We start from the raw sequence: 22,149 nt of genomic DNA, 5'->3' as shown, positions 1-22,149 counted from the left end.
TCCTATTCACCCCCCTATTCCTAAAATAATTGCTTCTATCGTTGCTTGTAACGGTGCTCCAAGTACGTCTGGGAACACACCGATTAGTACGATGAAAAATACCATTACGACTACTGGTACCCACTCTACACCGCGAATGTCGACTACTTTGTCGCTATACTCCGCTGGTGTACCGAATGTCATGCCAAGTACTGCGCGAAGTAAGTATGCCGCTGTTAAAATAATACCTAGCGTACCTACTGCTGCGATAACTGGCATTTCTCTAAATAATCCTAAAAACGCCATGAACTCGCTGACGAATCCACTCATACCAGGAAGTCCAAGTGAAGCCATTGCCCCTACTAGGAAAAATCCTGCTGTAATTGGCATCACTTTTGCTAGTCCACCAAGTTTGCTTATTTCTGTTGTGCCAACGCGCTCGTACATAATTCCGATTAGGAAGAATAAAAGAGCTGCGATGAAACCGTGTGATACTACTTGGAAAATCGCCCCTTGAACTCCTGCTTCGTTCATTGCCGCAAGTCCAATTAACACAATTCCCATATGCGAGATACTAGAGTATGCCAGTACCATTTTGAAATCTGTTTGAATTAGTGCTAAGAAAGCACCATACAATAAGTTCACCACTCCTAAAATAGCCAGTATTACTGCTAGTTGTTGGAATTGCTCAGGGAAAATGTTCACACCAAAGCGGATTAAACCGTAAGCTCCGATTTTCAACAATACCCCTGCGTGCAGCATAACGATCGATGGCGGTGCTTGCACGTGAACTTTTAACATCCAGCTATGAAGCGGTACGATTGGAAGTTTAATACCGAACGCTACTAATAAGGCAATTAATAAACCTAGCTTTAGGTCGTTCGACACAGCTCCAACTGTTGCTGCATCAGCAGTTGTCATAATGTTTGTAATCTCAGCAATGTTCATCGTTCCTGTTTTTGCGAAAAGAATGATGAACACAATTAGTAGAATGGCAGAACCTAGTCCGTTGTAAATTAAGAAACGATAAGCTGCTTTTTCTTTTTCAAAATAACCCCATTTTCCAATTAGGAAGAACATAGGAATTAACGTAATTTCAAAGAATACGAAGAATAATAGTAAGTTTTCTGATGCGAAAACTCCTAGCATTCCGATTTCAAGTAATAAGAATAGTAGGAAGTAACCTTTCCATTCTTTTTTCACATGAATCGCAGCAATCGCCGATAATGTCGATAATACTGCCGTTAGTAAAATCATGACTAATGAAAAGCCACTTAAACCAAGTTCATAGGAGATTGGTCCGTAAACAAGCATGCCGTATGCTGCTTCGATAATGTCTGGATTACCGAACTGAATCCAATCTCTTTTTTCTGCAAATTTCTCTAAGCTTGCGCCACCTCTGTACTGAAAGTAAGCGATAAATGCCAATACAAGTGGTGGAATTGTTGCTAGAACTCCTACTAGTTTAATCGTTTTCTCTTCCGTTTTAGGAATAAAAAGTAGTGCTAACATTCCAAGTAGAGGGGAGAAGATTAAGACTGATAAAAAATAACCGCTCATCCTACATACCCCCCTGTAATAACAAAGATAACAAGTAAAATCGCAAGGCCAACAAACGCCACTGCACTATATGTTTGCACTTGGCCATTTTGAGCTTTTGCCCCTAATTTTCCAAGTGTCATCGTTGCTGCTGCGATACCTTTCATCGAACCTTTTACTAAAAATTCGTCGATGTATTTTAAGAACAAACTGATCATTCTTGTGCCATAACCGAATGTTCCTTTGTAAAATTGATCAACAAAGTATTTGTTGTATAAAATGCTATAAAGCATTGGTGCGCCAGAGCTAAAATAGTCACGTGGAATCGAGCGTTTGCTGTACATAAAGTAAGCAAGTGCGATACCCGCAAATGAGACAAGTGTCGCAACAATCATAATCCAGAGTGGACCGCTAATGTGCGATGGGCCGTACATTGTTGTGCCTTCTGTTAACCAATCACCTAGGAAAAAGCCGAACCAAGGTGTGTTCATGTACCCAGCTATAACCGCTAAAACACCAAGTACCATCATTGGTACAAGCATCACTTTTGGTGACTCGTGTACACCTTTTTGATCGCCTCGAGCTTCTCCACCAAATACCATGAAGAATAAGCGGAACATGTAGAACGCTGTGAAAAATGCTGCGATTAATGCTAGCACGAACAAGAATGGGTTATTGGCCCATGCTGCTAGTAAAATTTCTTCTTTACTAAAGAACCCGGAGAAGAACGGTACACCACTAATTGCTAGTGTTCCGATTAAAAACAATAGCCCTGTTACACGTAGCTTTTTCCAAAGTCCACCCATCTCTTCGATGTTTTGCGTATGAGCGGCATGGATGACGCTACCTGCTGCTAAGAACAGTAACGCTTTAAAGAATGCGTGTGTTGTTAAGTGGAATACTCCTGCCACATAGCCAGCAGAACCTAATGCAAGCATCATGAATCCTAACTGAGAAACAGTGGAGTATGCTAACACACGTTTAATGTCTTTTTGCACTAAACCGATCGATGCAGCAAAAATTGCCGTGAACGCACCGACGATTGCTACCGTTAGCATCGCGAATTCGCTTGCTTCAAATAACGGGAATAGTGTTGCTACTAAGTATACCCCTGCTGCTACCATCGTTGCGGCGTGGATAAGTGCCGATACTGGTGTTGGACCTTCCATCGCATCTGGTAACCATGAGTGTAATGGGAACTGACCAGATTTTCCGATCGCCCCGATGAAAATTAATATCGCAATAAGGGTAATCATTTCATAAGAAATCGCGCCAGCTGTTACGGCTGCGAAAATATCAGAGTATTCGAAGCTTCCTACTTGCCAGAATAAAAGGATAATCCCGATAAATAGACCAACGTCCCCGATACGCGTCATAATGAACGCTTTTTTCGCTGCTGCTTTTGCATCTTCTTTGAAAAAATAGAACCCGATTAATAAGAATGACCCTACTCCTACTAACTCCCAGAAAAAATAGAGTTGAAGTAAGTTTGGTGATAGAACAAGTGCCAACATTGCAAATGTAAATAATCCTAGATAAGCATAAAACACGTTGATTCGGTGGTCGCCGTGCATGTAGCCTTTCGAATAAATATGTACAAGTAAGCTGACAAGTGACACTACAACAAGCATTAACGCGTTTAATTGGTTAACTTCATACCCCGCTGTTAGCTGTACTTCTCCAATGGTAAGCCAAGTAAACGTAGATTTAAATGTTGGTGCTGATAGCCGATCCCATAGCGCCATGACGGAAAAAATAAGTGCAAGGCCTGTTAGTGCGATTCCGATATAGGCACTTGATTCTTTTAATCTTTTTCCGACAAGAAGTAATAGGATAAAGGAGACCAGCGGAAAAAGCGGGATAATCCAAGCATTCTCCATCATCGTATCAAATCCCCTTCTTTTTAGTTGGTTAGTTGGTTAGGTGTTAGTTGGTTAGGCTCTTCCTAATCACTAACCACTAACCACTAATCACTAAATCGCGATTAGTTTTTTAATGTGTTCATTTCATCGACGTTGACTGTGCGGCGGTTGCGGTATAGGGCGATGAGGATCGCGATACCTACTGCTACTTCCGCTGCTGCTACGGTGATGACAAATAGGGCGAAAACTTGCCCGGTAATGTCCGGATTTATCCCGAATTTACTAAACGCCACTAAATTGATGTTTACTGCATTTAACATAAGCTCAATCGAGATGAGCACGATAATAACATTTCGTTTTGTTAGTGCACCGTAAAGACCGATACAGAACAAGATAAGTGCTAATACAAGGTAGGCGGATAATGGTACTGAACTCATTTCTCCTTCGCCTCCTCTTCTTCTTCATCGTCACGTTTTGCTAAAATAATTGCTCCAACAAGGGCAACTAATAGTAAAACGGACGTTAATTCGAATGGGATAACGTAATGTGCATAGATGGATATACCAATTTGCTCTGTGTTGTTCACATGTAATTCTGTTGCTTGCTCGCCTAAGTCTAGGTTGTATACACCTAGGTACACAACGCCTGCAAAACCGATAACACCTAGTAGTACCGCTAGTTTGCGGAACCAACCAGTCGTCTCGCTCGTGTCATTGTGACGAGTTAACATGATTCCAAACAACATAACAATTGTAATCGCACCAGAATAAATTAAAATTTGAACAGCTGCTACGAACTCCGCTGAAAGCAGTACGTAAATACCTGCGATACTGACGAAAGTGAACACAAGGGCTACGACCATGTGCACGACTTTCGAAAGGTTAAGCATGAGCACGCCGCCGGCAATCGCAGCAATAGCTAATCCGAAAAATGCGATAAATTCACCGCTTACACTCATGCTTTATTCTCCTTCCTAATGTTCGTATCATTTTCATCTAACCATTGTAAGTCTTTAAACAGGTGGTCTCTACTATACTCCGCTAGTTCAAAGTTGTTTGTCATAATGATTGCTTCTGTTGGACAAACCTCTGTACAAAGGTCACATAAAATACAAATCTCAAAGTTTATATCGTACGTATCGATAATTTTCCCTTTTTTCGTCGGGTCAGGATGTTTTTTCCCTGTTAACTGAATGCAGTCGGTTGGACAAATGTTCGCACATTGGTTACAAACGATACATTTCTCTGGGTAAAACTTTTGGATCCCACGGAACCTGTCCGGTAAAGGTAGCGGCTCATTTGGGTAATCGTACGTTACTTTTTTCATCGTTAAGTTTTTTAGGGTATACTTCAAACCTTTTGCAAGACCGCGCATTTTGCTTTCACCCCTTTGTTAGCTGTAAGCTATTAGCTTATTACTTTCAAAAATTTATTTAAGCTCTGAATACGTTGATTTGCGCTGCAGGCATTCGCTTTCCGCGGGCGGTAAAAGGAAGGTTATTTTCACTACCGTGAAAAAACCTACTCCTCAGCGCATTGCGCCTGCGGGGTCTCAATCGACACGCTTCTCCCGCAGGAGTCTCATGCCTACCGCTCCAATCAACTTAGAAACGGTTATGAAATCAGTTTCCTATCCACTAGCCACTAATCATTTAAAGAAAATTTCTTTTATAATTGCTGTGATAAAGATGTTCGCCAGTGCTACTGGTAGTAACACTTTCCAGCCGAACTCCATTAGTTGGTCTGCGCGTAGACGTGGGAACGTTACACGGAACCAGATTAATAGGAACACGATGAAACTGAATTTTAACGCGAACCAAACCGCTCCTGGAATGAATCCTAAGAATTCAAATGGAGGTAACCAACCACCTAAGAATAGAACGGTTGTCAGGGATGCCATTGCGAATAAGTACACGTACTCTGCCAGCATGAAAAATGCCCAACGGAATCCAGAATACTCAACATGATAACCTGCAACTAGCTCCGATTCTGCTTCAGGTAAGTCAAACGGCGTACGGTTCAACTCTGCAACAGATGCGATTAAGAAAATAACAAAGCCAATTGGCTGTAAGAAGATGTACCATACAAGTTCACCTTGCTGTGCCACGATAGCGTTTAAGTTCAAACTACCTGTTAAAAGGACAACTCCGATAACAGACATAACTAACGGTACTTCATACGAGATCATTTGAGCTGCCGCACGCATCCCACCAAGTAAAGAATACTTGTTGTTTGATGCCCAACCAGCTGTTACAACCCCAACCGTCGTTAATCCAGAAATCGCGATATAGTAAAGTAATCCTACGCCAATATCAGCAAATTGGAACTTATCTGTAAATGGAATAACTGCTAATACCATAAATGCCGGTGTAAAGGCGATAACAGGTGCTAAAATGTATAAAGGACGATCCGCAAGTTTTGGAATCGTATCTTCTTTTAAAAGAAGTTTTAAAACGTCGGCAACTGTTTGTAATAAACCAAAGCGTCCTCCAACTTGGTTAGGACCCATACGGTTTTGCATGAATCCCATTACTTTACGTTCTGCAAGAATTCCGTATGTAACGAAACCTAGAACGGCAAGTAGTAAGGCTGTTGCTAATCCGAAAAAGATGAGAAAGTTCATCAAGCCCGGTGAGGAGTGTAAAAGTTGTTCCATCATTAGCCGTCAACCTCCCCTAGAACGATGTCGATGGCACCTAAAATAGTTATTAAGTTTGCCATGTTTTCGCCCTCTAATAGTTTCGGAAGAATTTGAAGGTTATAGAATGATGGTCGACGGAACTTCAGGCGGTATGGCTCTTTTTTTCCATCAGACGAAATATAACATCCAATTTCTCCACGCGGAGATTCGATACGAACGTATGCCTCTCCTTTAGGAGCTTTAATGATACGAGGTACTTTCGCCATAATTTCCCCATCATGTGGGAACTGAGCGACCGCTTGCTCGATAATTTTTAATGATTCTTCGATTTCTGCCATGCGCACGTGGTAACGAGCCCATGCATCTCCACCATCTTGTGTTGGAACGTCAAAGTCGAAACGATCGTAAATCGAATATGGCTCATCTTTACGAAGATCCCACTTCACGCCTGTACAACGAAGGTTTGCACCACTTAGTGAGTAGTTAATCGCATCTTCTTTCGTGTAGCGGCCAACGCCTTTTACACGGTTCATGAAGATTTCGTTTCCTGTTACTAAGTCATGGTATCCTTTTAGCTGATCGCGCATGTATGGAATGAATTCTTCTACTTTTTCAATCCAGCCTTCTGGTGCATCCCACTTTACGCCACCTACACGCATGTAGTTGAACGTTAGACGTGCTCCAGAAAGTTCGTTTAGTAAGTTGATAATCATTTCTCGTTCACGGAAAGCGTAAAGGAATGGACTTACTGCTCCGATGTCAAGTAAGTAGGTGCCATACCATACAAGGTGAGAAGCAACTCTTCCAAGCTCCATCGCTAGAACACGTAAGTATTCCGCTTTTTCCGGAATTTCAAGTCCCATCATTGTTTCTACTGCGTGCACAAGTACGTAGTTGTTTGTCATCGCAGATAAGTAATCCATACGATCTGTGTAAGGAATGATTTGAGTGTATTGTAAGTTTTCTGCTAGCTTTTCTGTACCACGATGAAGGTACCCTACTACAGGTGTAGCTTCTGTAATGGTTTCCCCGTCAATTTTAACGACTAGTCGGAAAACTCCGTGCGTACTTGGATGCTGTGGTCCAACGTTTAATAGCATTTCTTCCGTGCGAATCATTTGCTACACCTCCACATCGAACGGCTCATAATCTTTGCGCAACGGATGTCCTACCCAATCGTCCGGCATCATGATTCGCGTTAAGTTCGGATGACCTGTGAACTTAATGCCAAGTAAGTCGAAACTTTCACGCTCTGGCCAGTTTGCTCCTGCCCATAGAGGAACAACAGAAGGAACGGTCGGCTCGTCGCGGTCTAACTTTACTTTTAATGCTACGGATTGATTGTTTTTATAAGAATATAAGTGCATGTATACTTCCATATGTGTTTCAAAGTCTGATCCGTGATGTTCTGATAAGTAATCAAAGCTTAGTTGCTCGTTGTAACGTATGTATTCCGCTACTTTATAGTAAGCATCTAACTTCACGACTAATGTTGGAACGTCTTTAGAAAGGTTGTTGATATAGGAATCTTCTAATACATCTACTCCAAGGTGATCTGTTATTACTTTGACATACTTGTCTAAATATTTTTGGTTTGGCGATGGTGTTGTTTCTGCTTGTGCATCATCACTCGAAGTTGCTCCACCTTTTGCTGCTGCAGCTGCTTTTGCTTTTGCGGCCGCGGCTGCTTTCGCCTTTGCTTTTGCAGCGGCAATTGCTTTTGCTTTTTCATCTGCTAAGTCGCCTGCAGGTGCGGCTGCTCCGTCTTCTTGTTTTGCTTTTGCTGCAGCTTTCGCTTTTGCAGCTGCTGCTGCTTTTGCTTTCGCTGCTGCGATTTTTTTCGCTTTTTCGTCTTCTGCTGAATCGGATGAAACAGCTGTATCTGCGTCGCCGTTTTTCTTTGCTAGTGCCGCGGCTTTTGCTTTCGCTGCTGCAGCTGCTTTTGCTTTTGCGGCTGCAATCTTCTTCGCTTTTTCGTCGTCGCCTGCGTCGCTTGAATCGACTTCAGCTGTTGCTGGAACTTCTTCACCGTTTTTCTTCGCTAGTGCTGCAGCTTTCGCTTTCGCTGCTGCTGCGGCTTTTGCTTTTGCGGCTGCTGCAGCTTTCTTTTTTGCTAAGTCCGCGTTTTCGGCCGGTTGGCTAGCTTCCGTCTCAACAGCCGGTGCGTCTTGCTCAGTTGTTTGTTCAGTTTTGGCTGCTGCGTTTTCTCGTGCTTGTTTACGAGCTAGTGCTGCTGCTTTTGCTTTTTCTGCTGCTTCTTTTTTCTGTTGTTCTAAGCTTTTTTCTTCGCTCATGGACTAGATCACCTTCTTCCCAGTCTTTGCTTCGTAGCGAATTTTCTCGCGTAATTTATTAATTCCATAAATAAGAGCCGCTGGGTTTGGTGGACATCCTGGAATGTAAACATCAACTGGTACTATTTGGTCGACACCCTTCACTACTGCGTAGGATTTAATGTACGGACCGCCAGCTGTTGCACAGGACCCCATTGCAATTACCCATTTCGGCTCAGGCATTTGGTCGTAAAGACGTTTTAGGACAGGTGCCATTTTTTTCGTAACGGTACCTGAAACAATCATACAGTCAGATTGTCTTGGAGAAGTACGGAAAAACGATCCGAAACGATCCAAGTCGTAATGGGAAGAACCTACTCCCATCATTTCGATGGCACAACAAGCTAAACCGAATGTCATCGGCCATAAAGAGTTGCTTCGTGCCCAAGCTTTTACTTCTTCTAATGTTGTTAGGAATACTGTTTGACGCAGTTCTTCCATTTCTTCTGGCGAGATATTTTCGAGGTTCATCTCTTTTAGGTCCATTTTAACACCTTCTTCTTCCAAGCATAAATAAGTCCGATTAGTAACATGACAACGAAGATAAGCATTTCAATTAGTGCGAAGATGCCTAGTTGGTCGTATGCTACTGCCCATGGATATAGAAATACTGTTTCTACATCGAATATGACAAATAGTAATGCGAAAATGTAGTAACGTACGTTGAATTGTACGCGTGAGTCGTGGAATGGATCGATACCACTCTCATAAGTCGTTTGTTTTGCTGTGCTCGGTGCATGCGGACGTAACACTCTTCCTATTGCAAGCGCTACGACTGGAAGTAATACTCCTAACGTTAAAAACACGAATACTATCATATAGCTATTTTGATATAAGTTTAGTAGATTCATGTCCGCCCCCTCCGAAGTCCATTATATTTTTCAGACTGCTCTCAATATTTGAATATGTAACCGATAACAATTATACCAAATCCCAATATCTGTGTCGACATGATAAGGGATGCTTGTGTAAATTAAATTAATTCTAATTATATCGTCAAAAGAATAACATACTCGATTGAGCGGATGGAGAGGGTTTGTTTGTTATTTCACATGTGAGAGTGCAAAAAAACCTGCCTTGGGGTCTGATCCCAGCAGGTTTTTTAAAAAAATCGAAGACGGGCGTAAATTTCCTTTAGGTTATTGAAGGTTGTTTTGGTTGGTCGTGGTGAAGTTTGTTAGGGTGTTGATTTAACTCCTACCTCTCTTTACTAGCTAAGTGGAAGCTTTAATAAAAAAGTAGATCCATTTTCGCCAGAGGTTACTTGGTCAATTGTTCCGTCGTGTTGCTTCATAATTTTAAGAGAGAGAGATAAACTTTTCACTTTTTGTTTAGTTTGAGGGTTGGAAGCTTTGATCGTGTTTTTTTCCAAAACCTCTTTTATTTGTGAGCCATTTTCTTCGATTGAGATAATGATACAATTTGACTCTACTTTCGTCGTTATTTCTATAAGACCGTTTTCTATTGTTTTACTTTGTTTAATGGAGTCTAGAGCATTTCTCAAAATGTTTAGGATTACTTGTTTTATTTGTTTAGCATCTATATATATGGCGGGCAAAATTTCTTTTTTCATGTAATGAATCTGGCAATTGATTTTTTCCGCTTCTGGGGTAAAAGAAGCGACACACTCACTTATTAAATGCTGTATGTTCACATGTTCCTTTATCAGCTTGGTTGTATTTGTTGTAGAAATGTACTGGTTTATTAAGTTGTTTGCTCTATTTATTTCTTGCAATGCACCATTTACCTCGTTTATTTCATCGAACCCTTCTAATTGTGGTTTTACTAGTTGCATATATCCTCGAAGGCTTAGAAGTGAACCTTGTAATTCATCGGCAATTGAGTTGGCAAATTTGTTAGATCTTGCGCTTTCGTTGTGTAATAGTGAATCGTTTTCCATTTTCCAATTAGTAAATATAAGTTCATCCATTGATTCTTGAATGGACAAAATTTCTTTTTCCATACGTTTTTCCTTACTCTTCTTAACTGAATTAATATGCTGCGATCTCGGCTGTTTTTTAATGCAATATAGAAAAGTCATTTCTGATTTGGCTTTTTGTAAATATACATCATACAAAATTGGTTGGTTGTGAATCCCTAGTAGGTTTAGCTCAATTTTATTCTTATTTTTGATGAGTGCATTTTTTAGTTTTAAGTGATTTTTCCTATCGACTATTTCTAAGAAGTTTTCTACTCTTGGAAAATTTCGTATGACTACTTCAGATGATTTGAGTACATTAAAGTTATTATCTATAGTAAATACAGGGAAAGGAAGGGTATGATAGGGAAGCTCTATTTTCGGCATATTCTTCTCCTCTAAGTTTAGTTTGGCCATCCAATTTAGTAGTTCAAGAGATTTAAGTTATTGTTACTTTGCTTAGGTTAATGTAAGTGTAATGGGTATCGTTGTATTAATCTACTTGTACAACTTCAGCGAATGTTTTGATGTATATGATTTTTTAGGAAGATTAGGATTTTAATTTAAAAACAATGTACATCTTCTTAGTAGATAGTAAGAGATAATCCCAGCTCAATATCCATTTCTTTTTTGCTAGAATAATTAGAACATATGTTATATATTTCCTAAATTTCATTTTCCAAAACATTTGATACGAATTTTAAGGGGTTGGGGGTTGGGGGTTGGGGGTTGACCTCTGTAACAAAATATTTTAAGCCATATCATATATTATGGATTACTTAATTTTAAAATACAAAAACCCCGCCGATCTGCATCATGTGCAGGCCAGCGGGGTTAGTATGATCAATCAATTTAATTATCGTTTTTTGGCTACGTTTAAGCGGTTGATTGCACGTTGAAGTGCAAGTTCTGCGCGACGGAAGTCAATATCGTCTTGTTTCGACTGGATACGACCTTCTGCACGTTTTCTCGCTTCTTCCGCACGAGTAACATCAATCTTTTCAGCTGCTTCCGCAGACTGAGCTAAGATTGTCACTTTATCAGGACGTACTTCTAAAAATCCTCCAGTAACAGCCACTAGTTCCGTTGTTGTACCATTTTTGATACGTACGGCACCTATTTGCAGTGGAGCAACCATCGGTATATGTCCAGGTAAAACACCAAGCTCGCCACTTTGAGCTTTTGCTACTACCATTTCTGCGTCAGATTCATAAACCGGGCCATCGGGAGTAACTACACTGACAGTTAACGTCTTCATTTCATTCCCTCCTAGGTCCCTTTAATTAAACTTCTACACCCATTTGCTTCGCTTTTTCAATAACTTCTTCAATGCGTCCAACTAAGCGGAAAGCATCTTCTGGAAGTTTGTCGTATTTACCGTCAAGAATTTCACGGAAGCCTTTAACAGTTTCTTGAACAGGAACGTAAGAACCTTTTTGTCCAGTGAACTGCTCAGCTACGTGGAAGTTTTGAGATAAGAAGAATTGGATACGACGAGCACGGTGAACGATTAATTTATCTTCGTCCGTTAACTCATCCATACCTAAGATAGCAATGATATCTTGTAATTCTTTGTAACGTTGTAAAGTAACCTGTACTTCACGCGCTATTGCGTAGTGCTCTTCGCCTACAACTTCTGGTGATAATGCACGAGAAGTAGAAGCTAGAGGATCTACCGCTGGGTAAATACCCATTTCAGAAAGCTTACGCTCAAGGTTAGTTGTTGCATCTAAGTGAGCGAAAGTTGTTGCTGGAGCTGGATCCGTATAGTCATCGGCAGGTACATAGATCGCTTGGATCGATGTTACAGAACCTACTGCTGTAGACGTGATACGCTCTTGTAATTGACCCATTTCTGTAGCAAGTGTTGGTTGGTAACCAACGGCAGATGGCATACGACCTAGTAAGGCAGAAACCTCTGAACCTGCTTGAGTGAAACGGAAGATGTTATCGATAAAGAATAATACGTCTTGACCTTGCTCATCACGGAAGAATTCCGCCATTGTAAGACCAGATAGTGCAACACGCATACGTGCTCCAGGTGGCTCGTTCATTTGACCGAATACCATCGCTGTTTTGTGGATAACGCCAGAGTCCGTCATTTCGTGGAAAAGGTCATTTCCTTCACGAGTACGTTCTCCAACACCAGCAAATACAGAGATACCACCGTGCTCTTGTGCGATGTTGTTGATTAATTCCTGGATTAATACAGTTTTACCTACACCCGCACCACCGAAAAGACCGATTTTTCCGCCTTTGATGTATGGAGCTAGTAAGTCTACTACTTTAATACCAGTTTCAAGAATTTCTACGTCAGTAGATAAGTTTTCGAACGTTGGAGCTAATCTGTGAATTGGATCACGACGAGCATCCGTTGCAACAGGTTCAGCTAAGTCAATGTTTTCTCCTAATACGTTGAATACACGACCAAGTGTTACGTCACCTACTGGTACAGAAATAGGAGCACCAGTGTCTACTACTTCTAATCCACGAACAACACCGTCAGTGGATGCCATAGCGATTGTACGAACAGTGTTGTCACCTAAATGAAGGGCAACTTCTAATGTAAGCTTAACATCTACTTCGTTAGCGCTACGTGCTTTATGATTAATCTGAAGAGCGTTGTAAATTTCAGGAAGATGTCCACTATCATACTTTACGTCGATAACTGGACCCATGATTTGAGTAACGCGTCCTTTCATCGTTTTCCCTCCTATCTTGCTTTTGCAATCTAGCTTGGCCTAATGGCTCTGATTTTTTTTATAAAAATGAAACCGAATCGGTTCTAAGTTCTATTCTAATGCAGATGCACCAGCTGTAATCTCTGTGATTTCTTGCGTAATCGCTGCCTGACGTGCACGGTTGTATGAAAGTGTAAGAGCACGGATAAGCTCTTTCGCGTTATCAGTTGCACTTTGCATTGCTGTCATACGAGCTGCGTGTTCAGATGCTTTTGCGTCAAGTAATGCACCGTAAATTAAGCTTTCTGCATACTGTGGTAAAAGTACTTCTAAAATCTCATCTTGAGAAGGCTCAAACTCGTAAGAAGTTAAAGACGTTTTAGCGCCTGTCGTAGCTAAGTCTGTTAAAGGTAACAGTTTTTGCTCCGTTACTTCTAGAGAGATCGCACTTAAGAAGTGATTGTAGTATACGTATAATTCATCAAACGTACCGTCTGCAAACATGCCTACAGCTTGGTTTGCTAAATCTTTGATGTCCGCAAAAGAGATTTGATCTCCAAGTCCTGTTACTTCGGAGTAGACAGGAATGTTGCGTTTTCTGAAGAAGTCACGGCCAATTCGACCGATGGCAATTACCGCGTATTCATCTTGAGACTTGTGACGTTGTTGAATGTTTTGGTACACAGTACGTAAAATATTACTGTTGTAAGCACCAGCTAGTCCACGGTCGGAAGAAATAACAATGTATCCAGTGCGTTTCACAGGACGTGTTTCTAACATTGGATGCGAAATGTCCGTACTTCCAAGCGCGATGCTTGCTACTACTTCTTGAATTTTATTCATATACGGATTAAAAGCTTTTGCGTTCATTTCTGCACGATTTAATTTCGATGCAGAAACCATTTGCATGGCTTTCGTAATTTGACTTGTCTTTTTAGTCGAGGTAATCCTCGATTTTATGTCGCGTAATGATGCCAAAGGTTTTCACCACCTTTTGTACCTTTTCATGGCGACGTGCCATAGTAGAAAAAAGTCGTACGAATCTTTTCTACCTATGGCAACGTCACTGAGTTATATTACTTTTCTGTTGCAACAAAAGTCTTTTTGAATGCAAGAATAGCTGCTTTTAATGTTTCTTCGTCTTTTGGAAGTGCTCCAGAAGTACGCATTTCTTCAAGCACTACTTTATAGTTGTGCTCTAAGAATGTTAATAATTCTTCTTCGAAACGAGTTACATCTTCAACCGGAACATCGTCGATGAAGCCTTTTGTTAAAGCGTAAAGAATCGCAACTTGCTTTTCCATACGTAATGGCTTGTGTAAGCCTTGCTTTAATACTTCAACTGTACGAGCACCACGGTTTAATTTTGCTTGAGTCGCTTTATCAAGGTCAGAACCGAACTGAGCGAACGCTTCTAACTCACGGTAAGATGCTAAGTCAAGACGTAATGTACCAGATACTTTTTTCATCGCTTTCGTTTGTGCAGATCCACCAACACGTGATACAGAAAGACCAGCGTTGATTGCAGGACGTACACCTGAGAAGAATAGGTCAGATTGTAAGAATATCTGTCCATCTGTGATGGAAATTACGTTTGTAGGGATGTAGGCAGATACGTCACCAGCTTGCGTTTCAATGAACGGTAAAGCTGTTAAAGATCCAGCGCCTTTTGCATCACTAAGTTTTGCTGCACGCTCTAGTAAACGAGAGTGTAGGTAGAATACGTCACCAGGATATGCTTCACGCCCTGGAGGACGTTTTAATAGTAAGGAAAGCTCACGGTATGCAGAAGCTTGTTTTGTTAAGTCATCATAGATAACTAAAACGTGCTTGCCATTGTACATGAACTCTTCACCCATTGTTACCCCAGCGTAAGGTGCTAAGAATAACATTGGAGATGGTTGAGAAGCAGATGCTGTTACTACGATTGTGTAATCTAATGCACCGTGCTTACGTAAAGTTTCTACTACTCCACGAACAGTAGATTCTTTTTGTCCGATAGCAACGTAGATACAAATCATATCTTGGTCTGCTTGGTTAAGAATTGTGTCGATCGCTACTGCAGTTTTACCTGTTTGACGGTCTCCGATAATTAATTCACGTTGTCCACGTCCGATTGGTACTAGCGCATCGATCGCTTTGATACCAGTTTGAAGTGGCTCATGAACAGATTTACGGTCCATAACACCAGGAGCTGGGCTCTCGATTGGACGTGTTTTTGTTGTTGCGATTGGGCCAAGACCATCCACAGGTTGTCCTAATGGATTTACTACACGGCCGATTAGTTCTTCTCCAACTGGTACTTCCATGATACGACCTGTACGGCGAACAGAGTCACCTTCGCGAATATCGCGGAAAGGTCCTAAAATAACGATACCTACGTTGTTTTCCTCTAAGTTCTGAGCAAGACCCATCACTCCGTTAGAAAATTCAACTAGCTCTCCAGCCATGACATTGTCGAGGCCATGAGCACGAGCGATACCGTCACCAACTTGGATAACTGTACCTACATCGCTAACTTCGATTTCTGATTGATAGTTTTCAATCTGCTTTTTAATCAGTGCACTGATTTCTTCAGCTTTGATGCTCATGAAATTCACCCCTATCTACTATCTGTTAAAAGTTAATTGACGTCCAAGACGTTCTAATTTACCACTAACGCTTCCATCATATATGCGGTTTCCGATACGGATTTTAAGACCGCCTATAATTGTTGGATCTACGATATTTTCGATTGTTAATGCAGATTTGCCAACCTTTGCAGCGAACACAGTAGAAATAGTATTCATTTCTTGTTCGGAAAGGCTGCGTACAGAATATACGATTGCATCTTCTACATTTTTTGCTTCATTAGATAGAGCTTTGTACTCGTTTACCATATCAACTACGATAGCAGTACGTCCGCGGTCTACTAATAATTGAAGCGTGTTTACTAAAGGTGTGGATAGTCCAGCGAACGCTTCGCGAATCAACTGTTTTTTCACATCTTTAGTGATTTTAGGATTACTTAAAACCAATTGAAGGTCTTTGTTTGTTTGGAATACTTTTTTTACTTCTACTAATTGAGTGTCTAACTCCATCAGCAAGTTATTTTCTTTTGCTAATTGAAAAAGAGCGAGTGCATAGCGCTTTGCTACTCCAACATTTTTGCTCATCGTACTTCGCCTACCTGTTTAACGTAGTCGTCGATTAATTTCTGTTGGTCTTTTTCGTTTAACTCTTTTTCGATAACTTTAGATGCAATTAGAACAGATAATGAAGCTACCTGCTCACGTAAAGCAACAACAGCTTGTTCTTTTTCTTGCTGGATTTCTTTCTTCGCAGCTTCTTTTAAGCGGTTTGCTTCTTCTTGAGCTGCTTTAACGATATCTGATTTTTGATCTTCAGCGATTTTCTTAGCGTTTTCCACTAAACCTTGCGCTTCTAAACGTGCTTCTTTTAATGCAGCAGTTTGCTGTTCTAAAAGTTTCTTCGCCTCTTGATTGCTGCGTTCAGCTGCATCAATTTCGCCAGCGATATGGTTTTCACGTTGTTTCATCATGTCCATTAGTTTGTCCCAAGCAAACTTACGAAGTAAATATAGTAAAGTTAGGAATACTACTAATTGAACAACGGAATCAAGAAGTGTTAAACCTCCGCCCGCACCAAGGACTAGAGTATCATAGTTGCTTAACATTGCTTTCACTCCCTTCAAGGAATACGTTTCATTCGGTTAACGCCAACTTACCTTTGTGGTGTATGGCTTATTTTTGACAAACAAAAACTTGGTAAGGTACCAAGTATCACATGCTTTTTTCTAAAAACTTGGTAAAAAACCAAGTTGATTTTTGCTCAAAGGTTTGTCCAATTTCATCCTATAAAGGAAAGGCGAAGGTTCTCGTGTGAGACTGACTTCGCCACTTTATGGAACCAAATTGGTAGAATTTAATTTTTTTACTAAAATTACATTCCCATAACCATGAATGCTACTACTACTGCGATGATTGGAACAGCCTCTACTAGTGCTACCCCGATGAACATTGTAGTTTGTAACGCGGATTTAAGCTCAGGTTGACGAGCGATCCCTTCTACTGTTTTACTAACGATCATACCGTTACCAAAACCTGCACCTAGTGCTGCTAAACCAATTGCGATTGCTGCTGCTAAAGCTCCCATTGATAATTTCCTCCTTATGTTTAAAAAAATGATTTCGTTGGTAAATATTTATAAATTAATGGTCATGACTCACTTTGTGTGCCATATAAACCATCGTTAACATAACAAAGATGAACGCTTGGATTGATCCGATGAAAATTTTGAACGCAATCCAGATCATCATTGGAATTGCTGCTAAAACAGTTCCTACAAGTCCGGAGAATATCCCAACGTCGTAACCGTTAACTGCTAGTCCAACAAGTAAAGCTAGCAAGATTTCTCCTGCGAAAATATTTCCGTATAAACGTAGTCCAAGAGTTAGTGTGTTTGCAAACTCCTCGATTACTTTTAACGGGAATAAGAATGGCATCGGCCTGAAGTAGTCCTTACCATATTCTTTAAAGCCTTTCATTTTAACTCCGTAATAGTGCGTTAATGCAATTACCATTACAGCCAATGTTAACGTCATCACTGGGTCGGCAGTAGGGGATTTCCACCACAATTCGGCGTCATATACGATAGTAAATGGAAGTCCTAACATGTTTGACACGAAGACAAACATTAATAACGTCAATGCCAACGTGATGAATCTTCCACCTGTTTTAAGGTCCATCGTACTGCTAATTATGTTCTTAACAAAATCCACTAGCCATTCCAGGAAGTTTTGCATACCAGTTGGTCTTAACGCTAAAGTACGTGTTCCAATTACTGCTATAAGGAACACAACTGTCGCTGCGATAATCGTCATGATAACGTTAGAATAGTTGATGCCTAATCCGCCCAACTGTTCAAAATATCTTATTGGTGCTCCATGATCCAACTGTACTCACCTCTCTTCCCCACTAGTTGTGAAAATTCTTACAAATGAATCTATGATTATGACAATATAAGATGTCACGATCCCAATGATTACGGCGTAAAGATGTAAGTATTCAGGATATTTTGTCGCAATCATAACTGCGAGTACTGCTAGTGCCATCCGAGAAACAGTTCCGATTCCCATCATTCTGCCACCGTTTGCAGCGATTTCTCCTAACTTCTTCACTTTACGATACAAAAACCAATGATTGTAGTAACTAAGAGCCGTTCCGAGAATCAGTCCTAGAAACACATCTTGATATGAGGTAAAACCCCATCCTACTACATACAAGGCTAACAAAAAAAGAAAATACCTCGTATGGCGTATTAGCATTACTTTAGAATCAGGCATAGTTGTTTACTCTCCTGAAGAAAATTGTCGAACTAGGTAAAAGACTCCTAGAATTCCAGTTGCAAGTCCGAGTAGTAGACCGATAACAAGAAACAACGGCGAAGTTCCTAAAAATCCATCTAGCCACTTTCCCCCAAACAATCCTACTAATGTTGGACCGACTAAGTATGAGAGAATTGCAGACATAAGGGCCATTGCTTGGAAAGGGCGGCGTTTATCGTTACGCATGTGATCACCCCATTATGTGTGGTCGAGGCTACCTCTGAACAGGTTTGCGGTGTTGTTCTAGGTTAAGGTTTTGCCTTGTTCAAATGAGGCATGAAAAATGATGAAAATATGTACCAAAACGTTGACATGAGTACGATGAAAACCTTATCATTTTATACCCTTTGTAAGCATACAATAGCGATATGTCAATGTCAATGTGTTATGCAGAAAAAGTCGACAAAGTTTTCTTGGTAACATTTCACTTTTGTCATTCATTAGATGTTGATGAAATTGTGCGACTTTTTTGAGCCTTTTTCATTTTACCATGACACATCTTACATCTTGGTTGCAAAATTGTGAACATTTTGTGTCAGGATGGAGGTCGCATGACCCTGAGTGAAATGTGATGTTATTATAATAGAAGATTATGAAAAGTTAGACTGTTTTTGTTGCTTATTTATATGCAAAATGGGCTTGGCTGACTTTCTCAAGACCGTTTTCTACTATTTTTCTTTGTAAAACGGCCCTGAACTACTCTCTCAAGAACGTTACCCACTCTTTTTCCCTGTATAACGGCCTTGATCGACTCTCTCAAGACCGTTACCGACTCTTTTTCCCTGTATAACGGCCTTGAACTACTCTCCCAAGACCGTTACCCACTCTTTTTCCCTGTATAACGGCCTTGAACTACTCTCTCAAGACCGTTACCCACTCTTTTTCCCTGCATAACGGCCTTGATCGACTCTCTCAAGAACGTTACCGACTCTTTTTCCCTGTATAACGGCCTTGAACCACTCCCCCAAGAACGTTACCCACTCTTTTTCCCTGTATAACGGCCTTGAACCACTCTCTCAAGAACGTTACCCACTCTTTTTCCCTGTATAACGGCCTTGATCGACTCTCTCATGACCGTTTTACACTCTTTTTCTTTGTATAACGGCCTTGAACCACTCTCTCAAGTACGTTACCCACTCTTTTTCCCTGTATAACGGCCTTGATCGACTCTCTCATGACCGTTTTACACTCTTTTTCTTTGTATAACGGCCTTGAACCACTCTCTCAAGTACGTTACCCACTCTTTTTCTTTGTATAACGGCCTTGATCGACTCTCTCAAGAACGTTACCGACTCTTTTTCCCTGTATAACGGACTTGGCTACCTTCACCACGACCCTTTACACTAAAAAACCAGCAAATCAGCCTTTTGAATTCATAACCACCCGACCACTAACCCCTAATCAAAATACAAATCCACCGAAATACTATCCTCTTTCTCACCCTTCTTCGCAAAAATCACTGCCTTCACGAGCCCTTTCACCGGTATACGCTCACTCGGGATCTCTTTTTTAAACATACCGCGCGGGACATCGCGCTCCCAGTCAAGATAACTGATAAAATGCAACGTGTCCTGTTCATACAAAGCAATCCCCATCTCTTCAGCACCCTCTGGCAAATACACTTCATATTGATATGCCTCTTCTTTGTCTCCATATCCAAACTGAAACCCTTGAATCCTCGGATAATTCGGCTCCTCGATAATATATAAGTACGGCAACCTTATTTGCTGGTTGTTCGCATTCACTAATAAGTGCCCTTCATGCATCCCAACATCCTCTAACTTCGGCTGAATGTCCAGCGAAATCGCAACCGTCTTCACCTCGTTCGGTTGCAACGTGAACTTCATCGGCACCACCCAGTCTAACTCCTTCTTATCCGGCGGCGTTTCAAACGAATAGTGAAGCGGCTCCTCCGACACATTTTTCACTTGCACCTCTACTTCTTTCTTCAAACGTGCCTCTTTTTTTTGAAAAAAGCCGTAATGAAGCGAGCCAGGATATATAAGTGAATTTGTTTCTATCGCTTGCTTTAGTTGAATCCTTCCCGTCCCCTGTTCCAATACCGAATAGAGCGAGCCATCCTCCCTTGTTAACAACTTGGATGTATTCATAAGTGCTGCTTTCACTTCTTCCGGACCCCACTCAGGATGCGCTTGCTTTAACAGCGCACTAGCCCCTGCTACATGTGGTGCTGCCATGCTTGTTCCTTGCATTGCCATGTAACCATTAGGAACGGTACTATCAATAGCCACTCCTGGCGCGACAACATCTGGCTTGATTCCCCACGTATGCGTGACTGGTCCGCGCGAACTGAACGAAGCAATGTCGTCTTTGTGCCATTTATAAGTAGTTGTAAGGAGCGTGCGTTTTTTCTCCCATTGTTCACGCAAGTGTTGACCATCTTCTTTTGAAATGGAAACAACCGGCAAGTCAAAGTCCATGTCTAACCCACCGAAAAAATTACCCTCCATGTTGTTATATATAATAAGGGCAGTCGCCCCTGCTTCTTTTGCATTCACCGCTTTTTCGACAAATGGAATCTTTCCGCGCTCCACTAACACAATTTTACCTTTTGCGTCTTTCATGTCTTCCCTGTAGCCAAGATTGGCGTAGGTGAAGCTTACTGGTTTTAAATTAAAGTCCCACATCGCCGAGCCTTGAAGCGGGTTCATTTCAATTTCTTTCCGAGAAAAAATTGGCTTAATGTGTGGGATGTTAAGTGGCGGAGTTGAGGCACCAACGGAAATAGCTTTCGCTGACGTGCCAGGCGATCCAACTGTCCATAAATTTGGGCCAGCGTTTCCACTTGAAGTGACGGCAATTACTCCTTTTTCTACCGCTTTGTCGAGCGCAAGACTAGTTGGCCAGTCTGGTCCGTTTATCGTGTTGCCTAGTGACAGGTTAAGTACATCGACTTTGTCGTATATAGCCTTTTCGATTGCGGCGATAACATTTTCGCTTGATCCATGACCTCCTGGACCGAGTGCTCTGTAGGCAATAATTTCGGCATCAGGGGCAACTCCACGGATTTTTCCGTTTGCTGCTATGATGCCTGAAACGTGGGTCCCGTGGTTGGTTGGCATACCTTGTCCGCGCTTTGTTTCCATCGGGTCTTTGTCCTCGTCTACAAAATCGTAGCCGCCACCGTAGTTTTTGCGAAGGTCAGGATGTTCGTAATCAATACCGGTGTCGATGACTCCGACCTTTACTCCTTTTCCGGAAAGACGGATGCCATTTTCATCGAGGATGCTTCGGATTTCCTCGCCACCGATAAACGGCACACTTTCATTTATGTGCGGCTTATAAATAGAAACCGGTGTGGCATCGATGACTCCTTTTTCTTGTAGAAGCTTTTCGATGTCTAGACGCGGGCCATGAACGGAAAACCCGTAAAAAACCGCGGTGTATGTACGTCTTAATGTGATGTTTGGGTATTTCGTTTTGATAAGTTCGGCCATTTTTGCGTGTTCTGCTTCTTCGACCATGAGGATGATTGTTTGTTCTTCTTCCTCATGATATGGATTTGTTACCGGTATTGGCGGTCTTTCTGGATATTTCGGTTGGTTGGCGTTTGTTGTTACTGGGCTCGCTAACATCGTTATTGTCGCGATTAGTAGAATCCAGTTTGTCTTTTTCATCCCCATCACCTCTTTGTTAGTATGTTTTACTTTTGGTGGGAATTTATGTATAGGGCCGGGTGACTAGGTGAAATGGTTTTTGAGATTGGGTAGGGCGAGTTAGGACGAAGCTGTATATTAGGCAGAGTGACAGTTTCTTTCGAAGGGGGGCATGTGGGGATGCGTTTTCTCCA

The 22,149-nt window shown here is 41.4% G+C and carries 22 protein-coding genes; all 22 read right to left on the bottom strand.

Features of this window, described 5'->3' with window-relative positions; all coding sequences use genetic code 11:
- Positions 1 to 6: 6 nt before the first annotated feature.
- The 22 genes from CDZ89_RS01560 to CDZ89_RS01455 all read right to left on the bottom strand — a co-directional run bounded on the left by CDZ89_RS01560 (position 7) and on the right by CDZ89_RS01455 (position 21,976).
- The gene (locus tag CDZ89_RS01560; protein WP_100333030.1) at positions 7 to 1,539 is read right to left on the bottom strand and encodes an NADH-quinone oxidoreductase subunit M; all 1,533 of its coding nucleotides are present in this window, start codon (positions 1,537 to 1,539) and stop codon (positions 7 to 9) included.
- Complete coding sequence (gene nuoL / locus CDZ89_RS01555; RefSeq protein ID WP_100333029.1) at positions 1,536 to 3,401, bottom strand: NADH-quinone oxidoreductase subunit L; 1,866 nt, start codon at positions 3,399 to 3,401, stop codon at positions 1,536 to 1,538. The genes CDZ89_RS01560 and nuoL overlap by 4 nt, the downstream gene beginning before the upstream one ends.
- A 101-nt stretch (positions 3,402 to 3,502) precedes the next feature.
- Complete coding sequence (gene nuoK, locus CDZ89_RS01550; protein WP_096156374.1) at positions 3,503 to 3,817, bottom strand: NADH-quinone oxidoreductase subunit NuoK; 315 nt, start codon at positions 3,815 to 3,817, stop codon at positions 3,503 to 3,505.
- Positions 3,814 to 4,338 (bottom strand): NADH-quinone oxidoreductase subunit J, encoded by a 525-nt coding sequence (locus tag CDZ89_RS01545; RefSeq protein WP_096156373.1) that lies wholly within the window; start codon positions 4,336 to 4,338, stop codon positions 3,814 to 3,816. The genes nuoK and CDZ89_RS01545 overlap by 4 nt, the downstream gene beginning before the upstream one ends.
- Positions 4,335 to 4,754: an NADH-quinone oxidoreductase subunit NuoI gene (nuoI, locus tag CDZ89_RS01540; protein WP_096156372.1), complete on the bottom strand. Its 420-nt coding sequence runs from the start codon at positions 4,752 to 4,754 to the stop codon at positions 4,335 to 4,337. Before nuoI ends, CDZ89_RS01545 begins: the two co-directional genes overlap by 4 nt.
- A 273-nt stretch (positions 4,755 to 5,027) precedes the next feature.
- Complete coding sequence (gene nuoH / locus CDZ89_RS01535; RefSeq protein ID WP_096156371.1) at positions 5,028 to 6,038, bottom strand: NADH-quinone oxidoreductase subunit NuoH; 1,011 nt, start codon at positions 6,036 to 6,038, stop codon at positions 5,028 to 5,030.
- Positions 6,038 to 7,138, bottom strand: a complete 1,101-nt coding sequence (locus CDZ89_RS01530) for an NADH-quinone oxidoreductase subunit D (protein ID WP_096156370.1) — start codon at positions 7,136 to 7,138, stop codon at positions 6,038 to 6,040. Before CDZ89_RS01530 ends, nuoH begins: the two co-directional genes overlap by 1 nt.
- 3 nt (positions 7,139 to 7,141) lie before the next feature.
- Entirely contained in the window at positions 7,142 to 8,314 is a 1,173-nt protein-coding gene (locus CDZ89_RS01525; protein ID WP_100333028.1) for an NADH-quinone oxidoreductase subunit C, read from the bottom strand.
- Between the two features lie 3 nt (positions 8,315 to 8,317).
- Positions 8,318 to 8,824, bottom strand: coding sequence for a NuoB/complex I 20 kDa subunit family protein (locus CDZ89_RS01520; protein ID WP_176483856.1), 507 nt, complete (start codon positions 8,822 to 8,824; stop codon positions 8,318 to 8,320).
- A gap of 5 nt (positions 8,825 to 8,829) precedes the next feature.
- Positions 8,830 to 9,204 carry an NADH-quinone oxidoreductase subunit A gene (locus CDZ89_RS01515; protein WP_096156367.1) on the bottom strand — a complete coding sequence of 125 codons (375 nt, stop codon included), beginning with the start codon at positions 9,202 to 9,204 and terminating at the stop codon, positions 8,830 to 8,832.
- A 359-nt stretch (positions 9,205 to 9,563) separates the two neighbouring features.
- Positions 9,564 to 10,658 carry an ATP-binding protein gene (locus CDZ89_RS01510; protein WP_157842649.1) on the bottom strand — a complete coding sequence of 365 codons (1,095 nt, stop codon included), beginning with the start codon at positions 10,656 to 10,658 and terminating at the stop codon, positions 9,564 to 9,566.
- A gap of 469 nt (positions 10,659 to 11,127) precedes the next feature.
- Entirely contained in the window at positions 11,128 to 11,529 is a 402-nt protein-coding gene (locus tag CDZ89_RS01505; RefSeq protein ID WP_096156365.1) for a F0F1 ATP synthase subunit epsilon, read from the bottom strand.
- Positions 11,530 to 11,554: 25 nt separating this feature from the next.
- Complete coding sequence (gene atpD / locus CDZ89_RS01500; protein WP_096156364.1) at positions 11,555 to 12,973, bottom strand: F0F1 ATP synthase subunit beta; 1,419 nt, start codon at positions 12,971 to 12,973, stop codon at positions 11,555 to 11,557.
- Positions 12,974 to 13,063: 90 nt separating this feature from the next.
- On the bottom strand, positions 13,064 to 13,930 hold the full coding sequence (locus CDZ89_RS01495; RefSeq protein WP_096156363.1) for a F0F1 ATP synthase subunit gamma: 867 nt from the start codon (positions 13,928 to 13,930) through the stop codon (positions 13,064 to 13,066).
- A gap of 98 nt (positions 13,931 to 14,028) precedes the next feature.
- Positions 14,029 to 15,543: a F0F1 ATP synthase subunit alpha gene (gene atpA / locus CDZ89_RS01490; protein WP_096156362.1), complete on the bottom strand. Its 1,515-nt coding sequence runs from the start codon at positions 15,541 to 15,543 to the stop codon at positions 14,029 to 14,031.
- 18 nt (positions 15,544 to 15,561) lie between these two features.
- Entirely contained in the window at positions 15,562 to 16,107 is a 546-nt protein-coding gene (locus tag CDZ89_RS01485) for a F0F1 ATP synthase subunit delta (protein WP_096156361.1), read from the bottom strand.
- On the bottom strand, positions 16,104 to 16,628 hold the full coding sequence (gene atpF, locus CDZ89_RS01480) for a F0F1 ATP synthase subunit B (protein ID WP_096156360.1): 525 nt from the start codon (positions 16,626 to 16,628) through the stop codon (positions 16,104 to 16,106). The genes CDZ89_RS01485 and atpF overlap by 4 nt, the downstream gene beginning before the upstream one ends.
- A gap of 266 nt (positions 16,629 to 16,894) precedes the next feature.
- Positions 16,895 to 17,107, bottom strand: coding sequence for a F0F1 ATP synthase subunit C (gene atpE / locus CDZ89_RS01475; RefSeq protein ID WP_096156359.1), 213 nt, complete (start codon positions 17,105 to 17,107; stop codon positions 16,895 to 16,897).
- A 55-nt stretch (positions 17,108 to 17,162) separates the two neighbouring features.
- Complete coding sequence (atpB, locus tag CDZ89_RS01470; RefSeq protein ID WP_096156358.1) at positions 17,163 to 17,906, bottom strand: F0F1 ATP synthase subunit A; 744 nt, start codon at positions 17,904 to 17,906, stop codon at positions 17,163 to 17,165.
- A gap of 6 nt (positions 17,907 to 17,912) precedes the next feature.
- The gene (locus CDZ89_RS01465) at positions 17,913 to 18,296 is read right to left on the bottom strand and encodes an ATP synthase subunit I (RefSeq protein ID WP_096156357.1); all 384 of its coding nucleotides are present in this window, start codon (positions 18,294 to 18,296) and stop codon (positions 17,913 to 17,915) included.
- Between the two features lie 6 nt (positions 18,297 to 18,302).
- Complete coding sequence (locus CDZ89_RS01460) at positions 18,303 to 18,524, bottom strand: AtpZ/AtpI family protein (RefSeq protein WP_096156356.1); 222 nt, start codon at positions 18,522 to 18,524, stop codon at positions 18,303 to 18,305.
- Between the two features lie 1,211 nt (positions 18,525 to 19,735).
- The gene (locus CDZ89_RS01455) at positions 19,736 to 21,976 is read right to left on the bottom strand and encodes a S8 family serine peptidase (protein ID WP_100333026.1); all 2,241 of its coding nucleotides are present in this window, start codon (positions 21,974 to 21,976) and stop codon (positions 19,736 to 19,738) included.
- Positions 21,977 to 22,149 lie beyond the last annotated feature (173 nt).

This window comes from Bacillus alkalisoli (genome assembly GCF_002797415.1).
GTDB classification, from domain to species: domain Bacteria; phylum Bacillota; class Bacilli; order Bacillales; family Bacillaceae_I; genus Bacillus_CD; species Bacillus_CD alkalisoli.
Note: the sequence above shows the minus strand (reverse complement) of the source record. Positions and strands in the feature narration are given on the sequence as shown.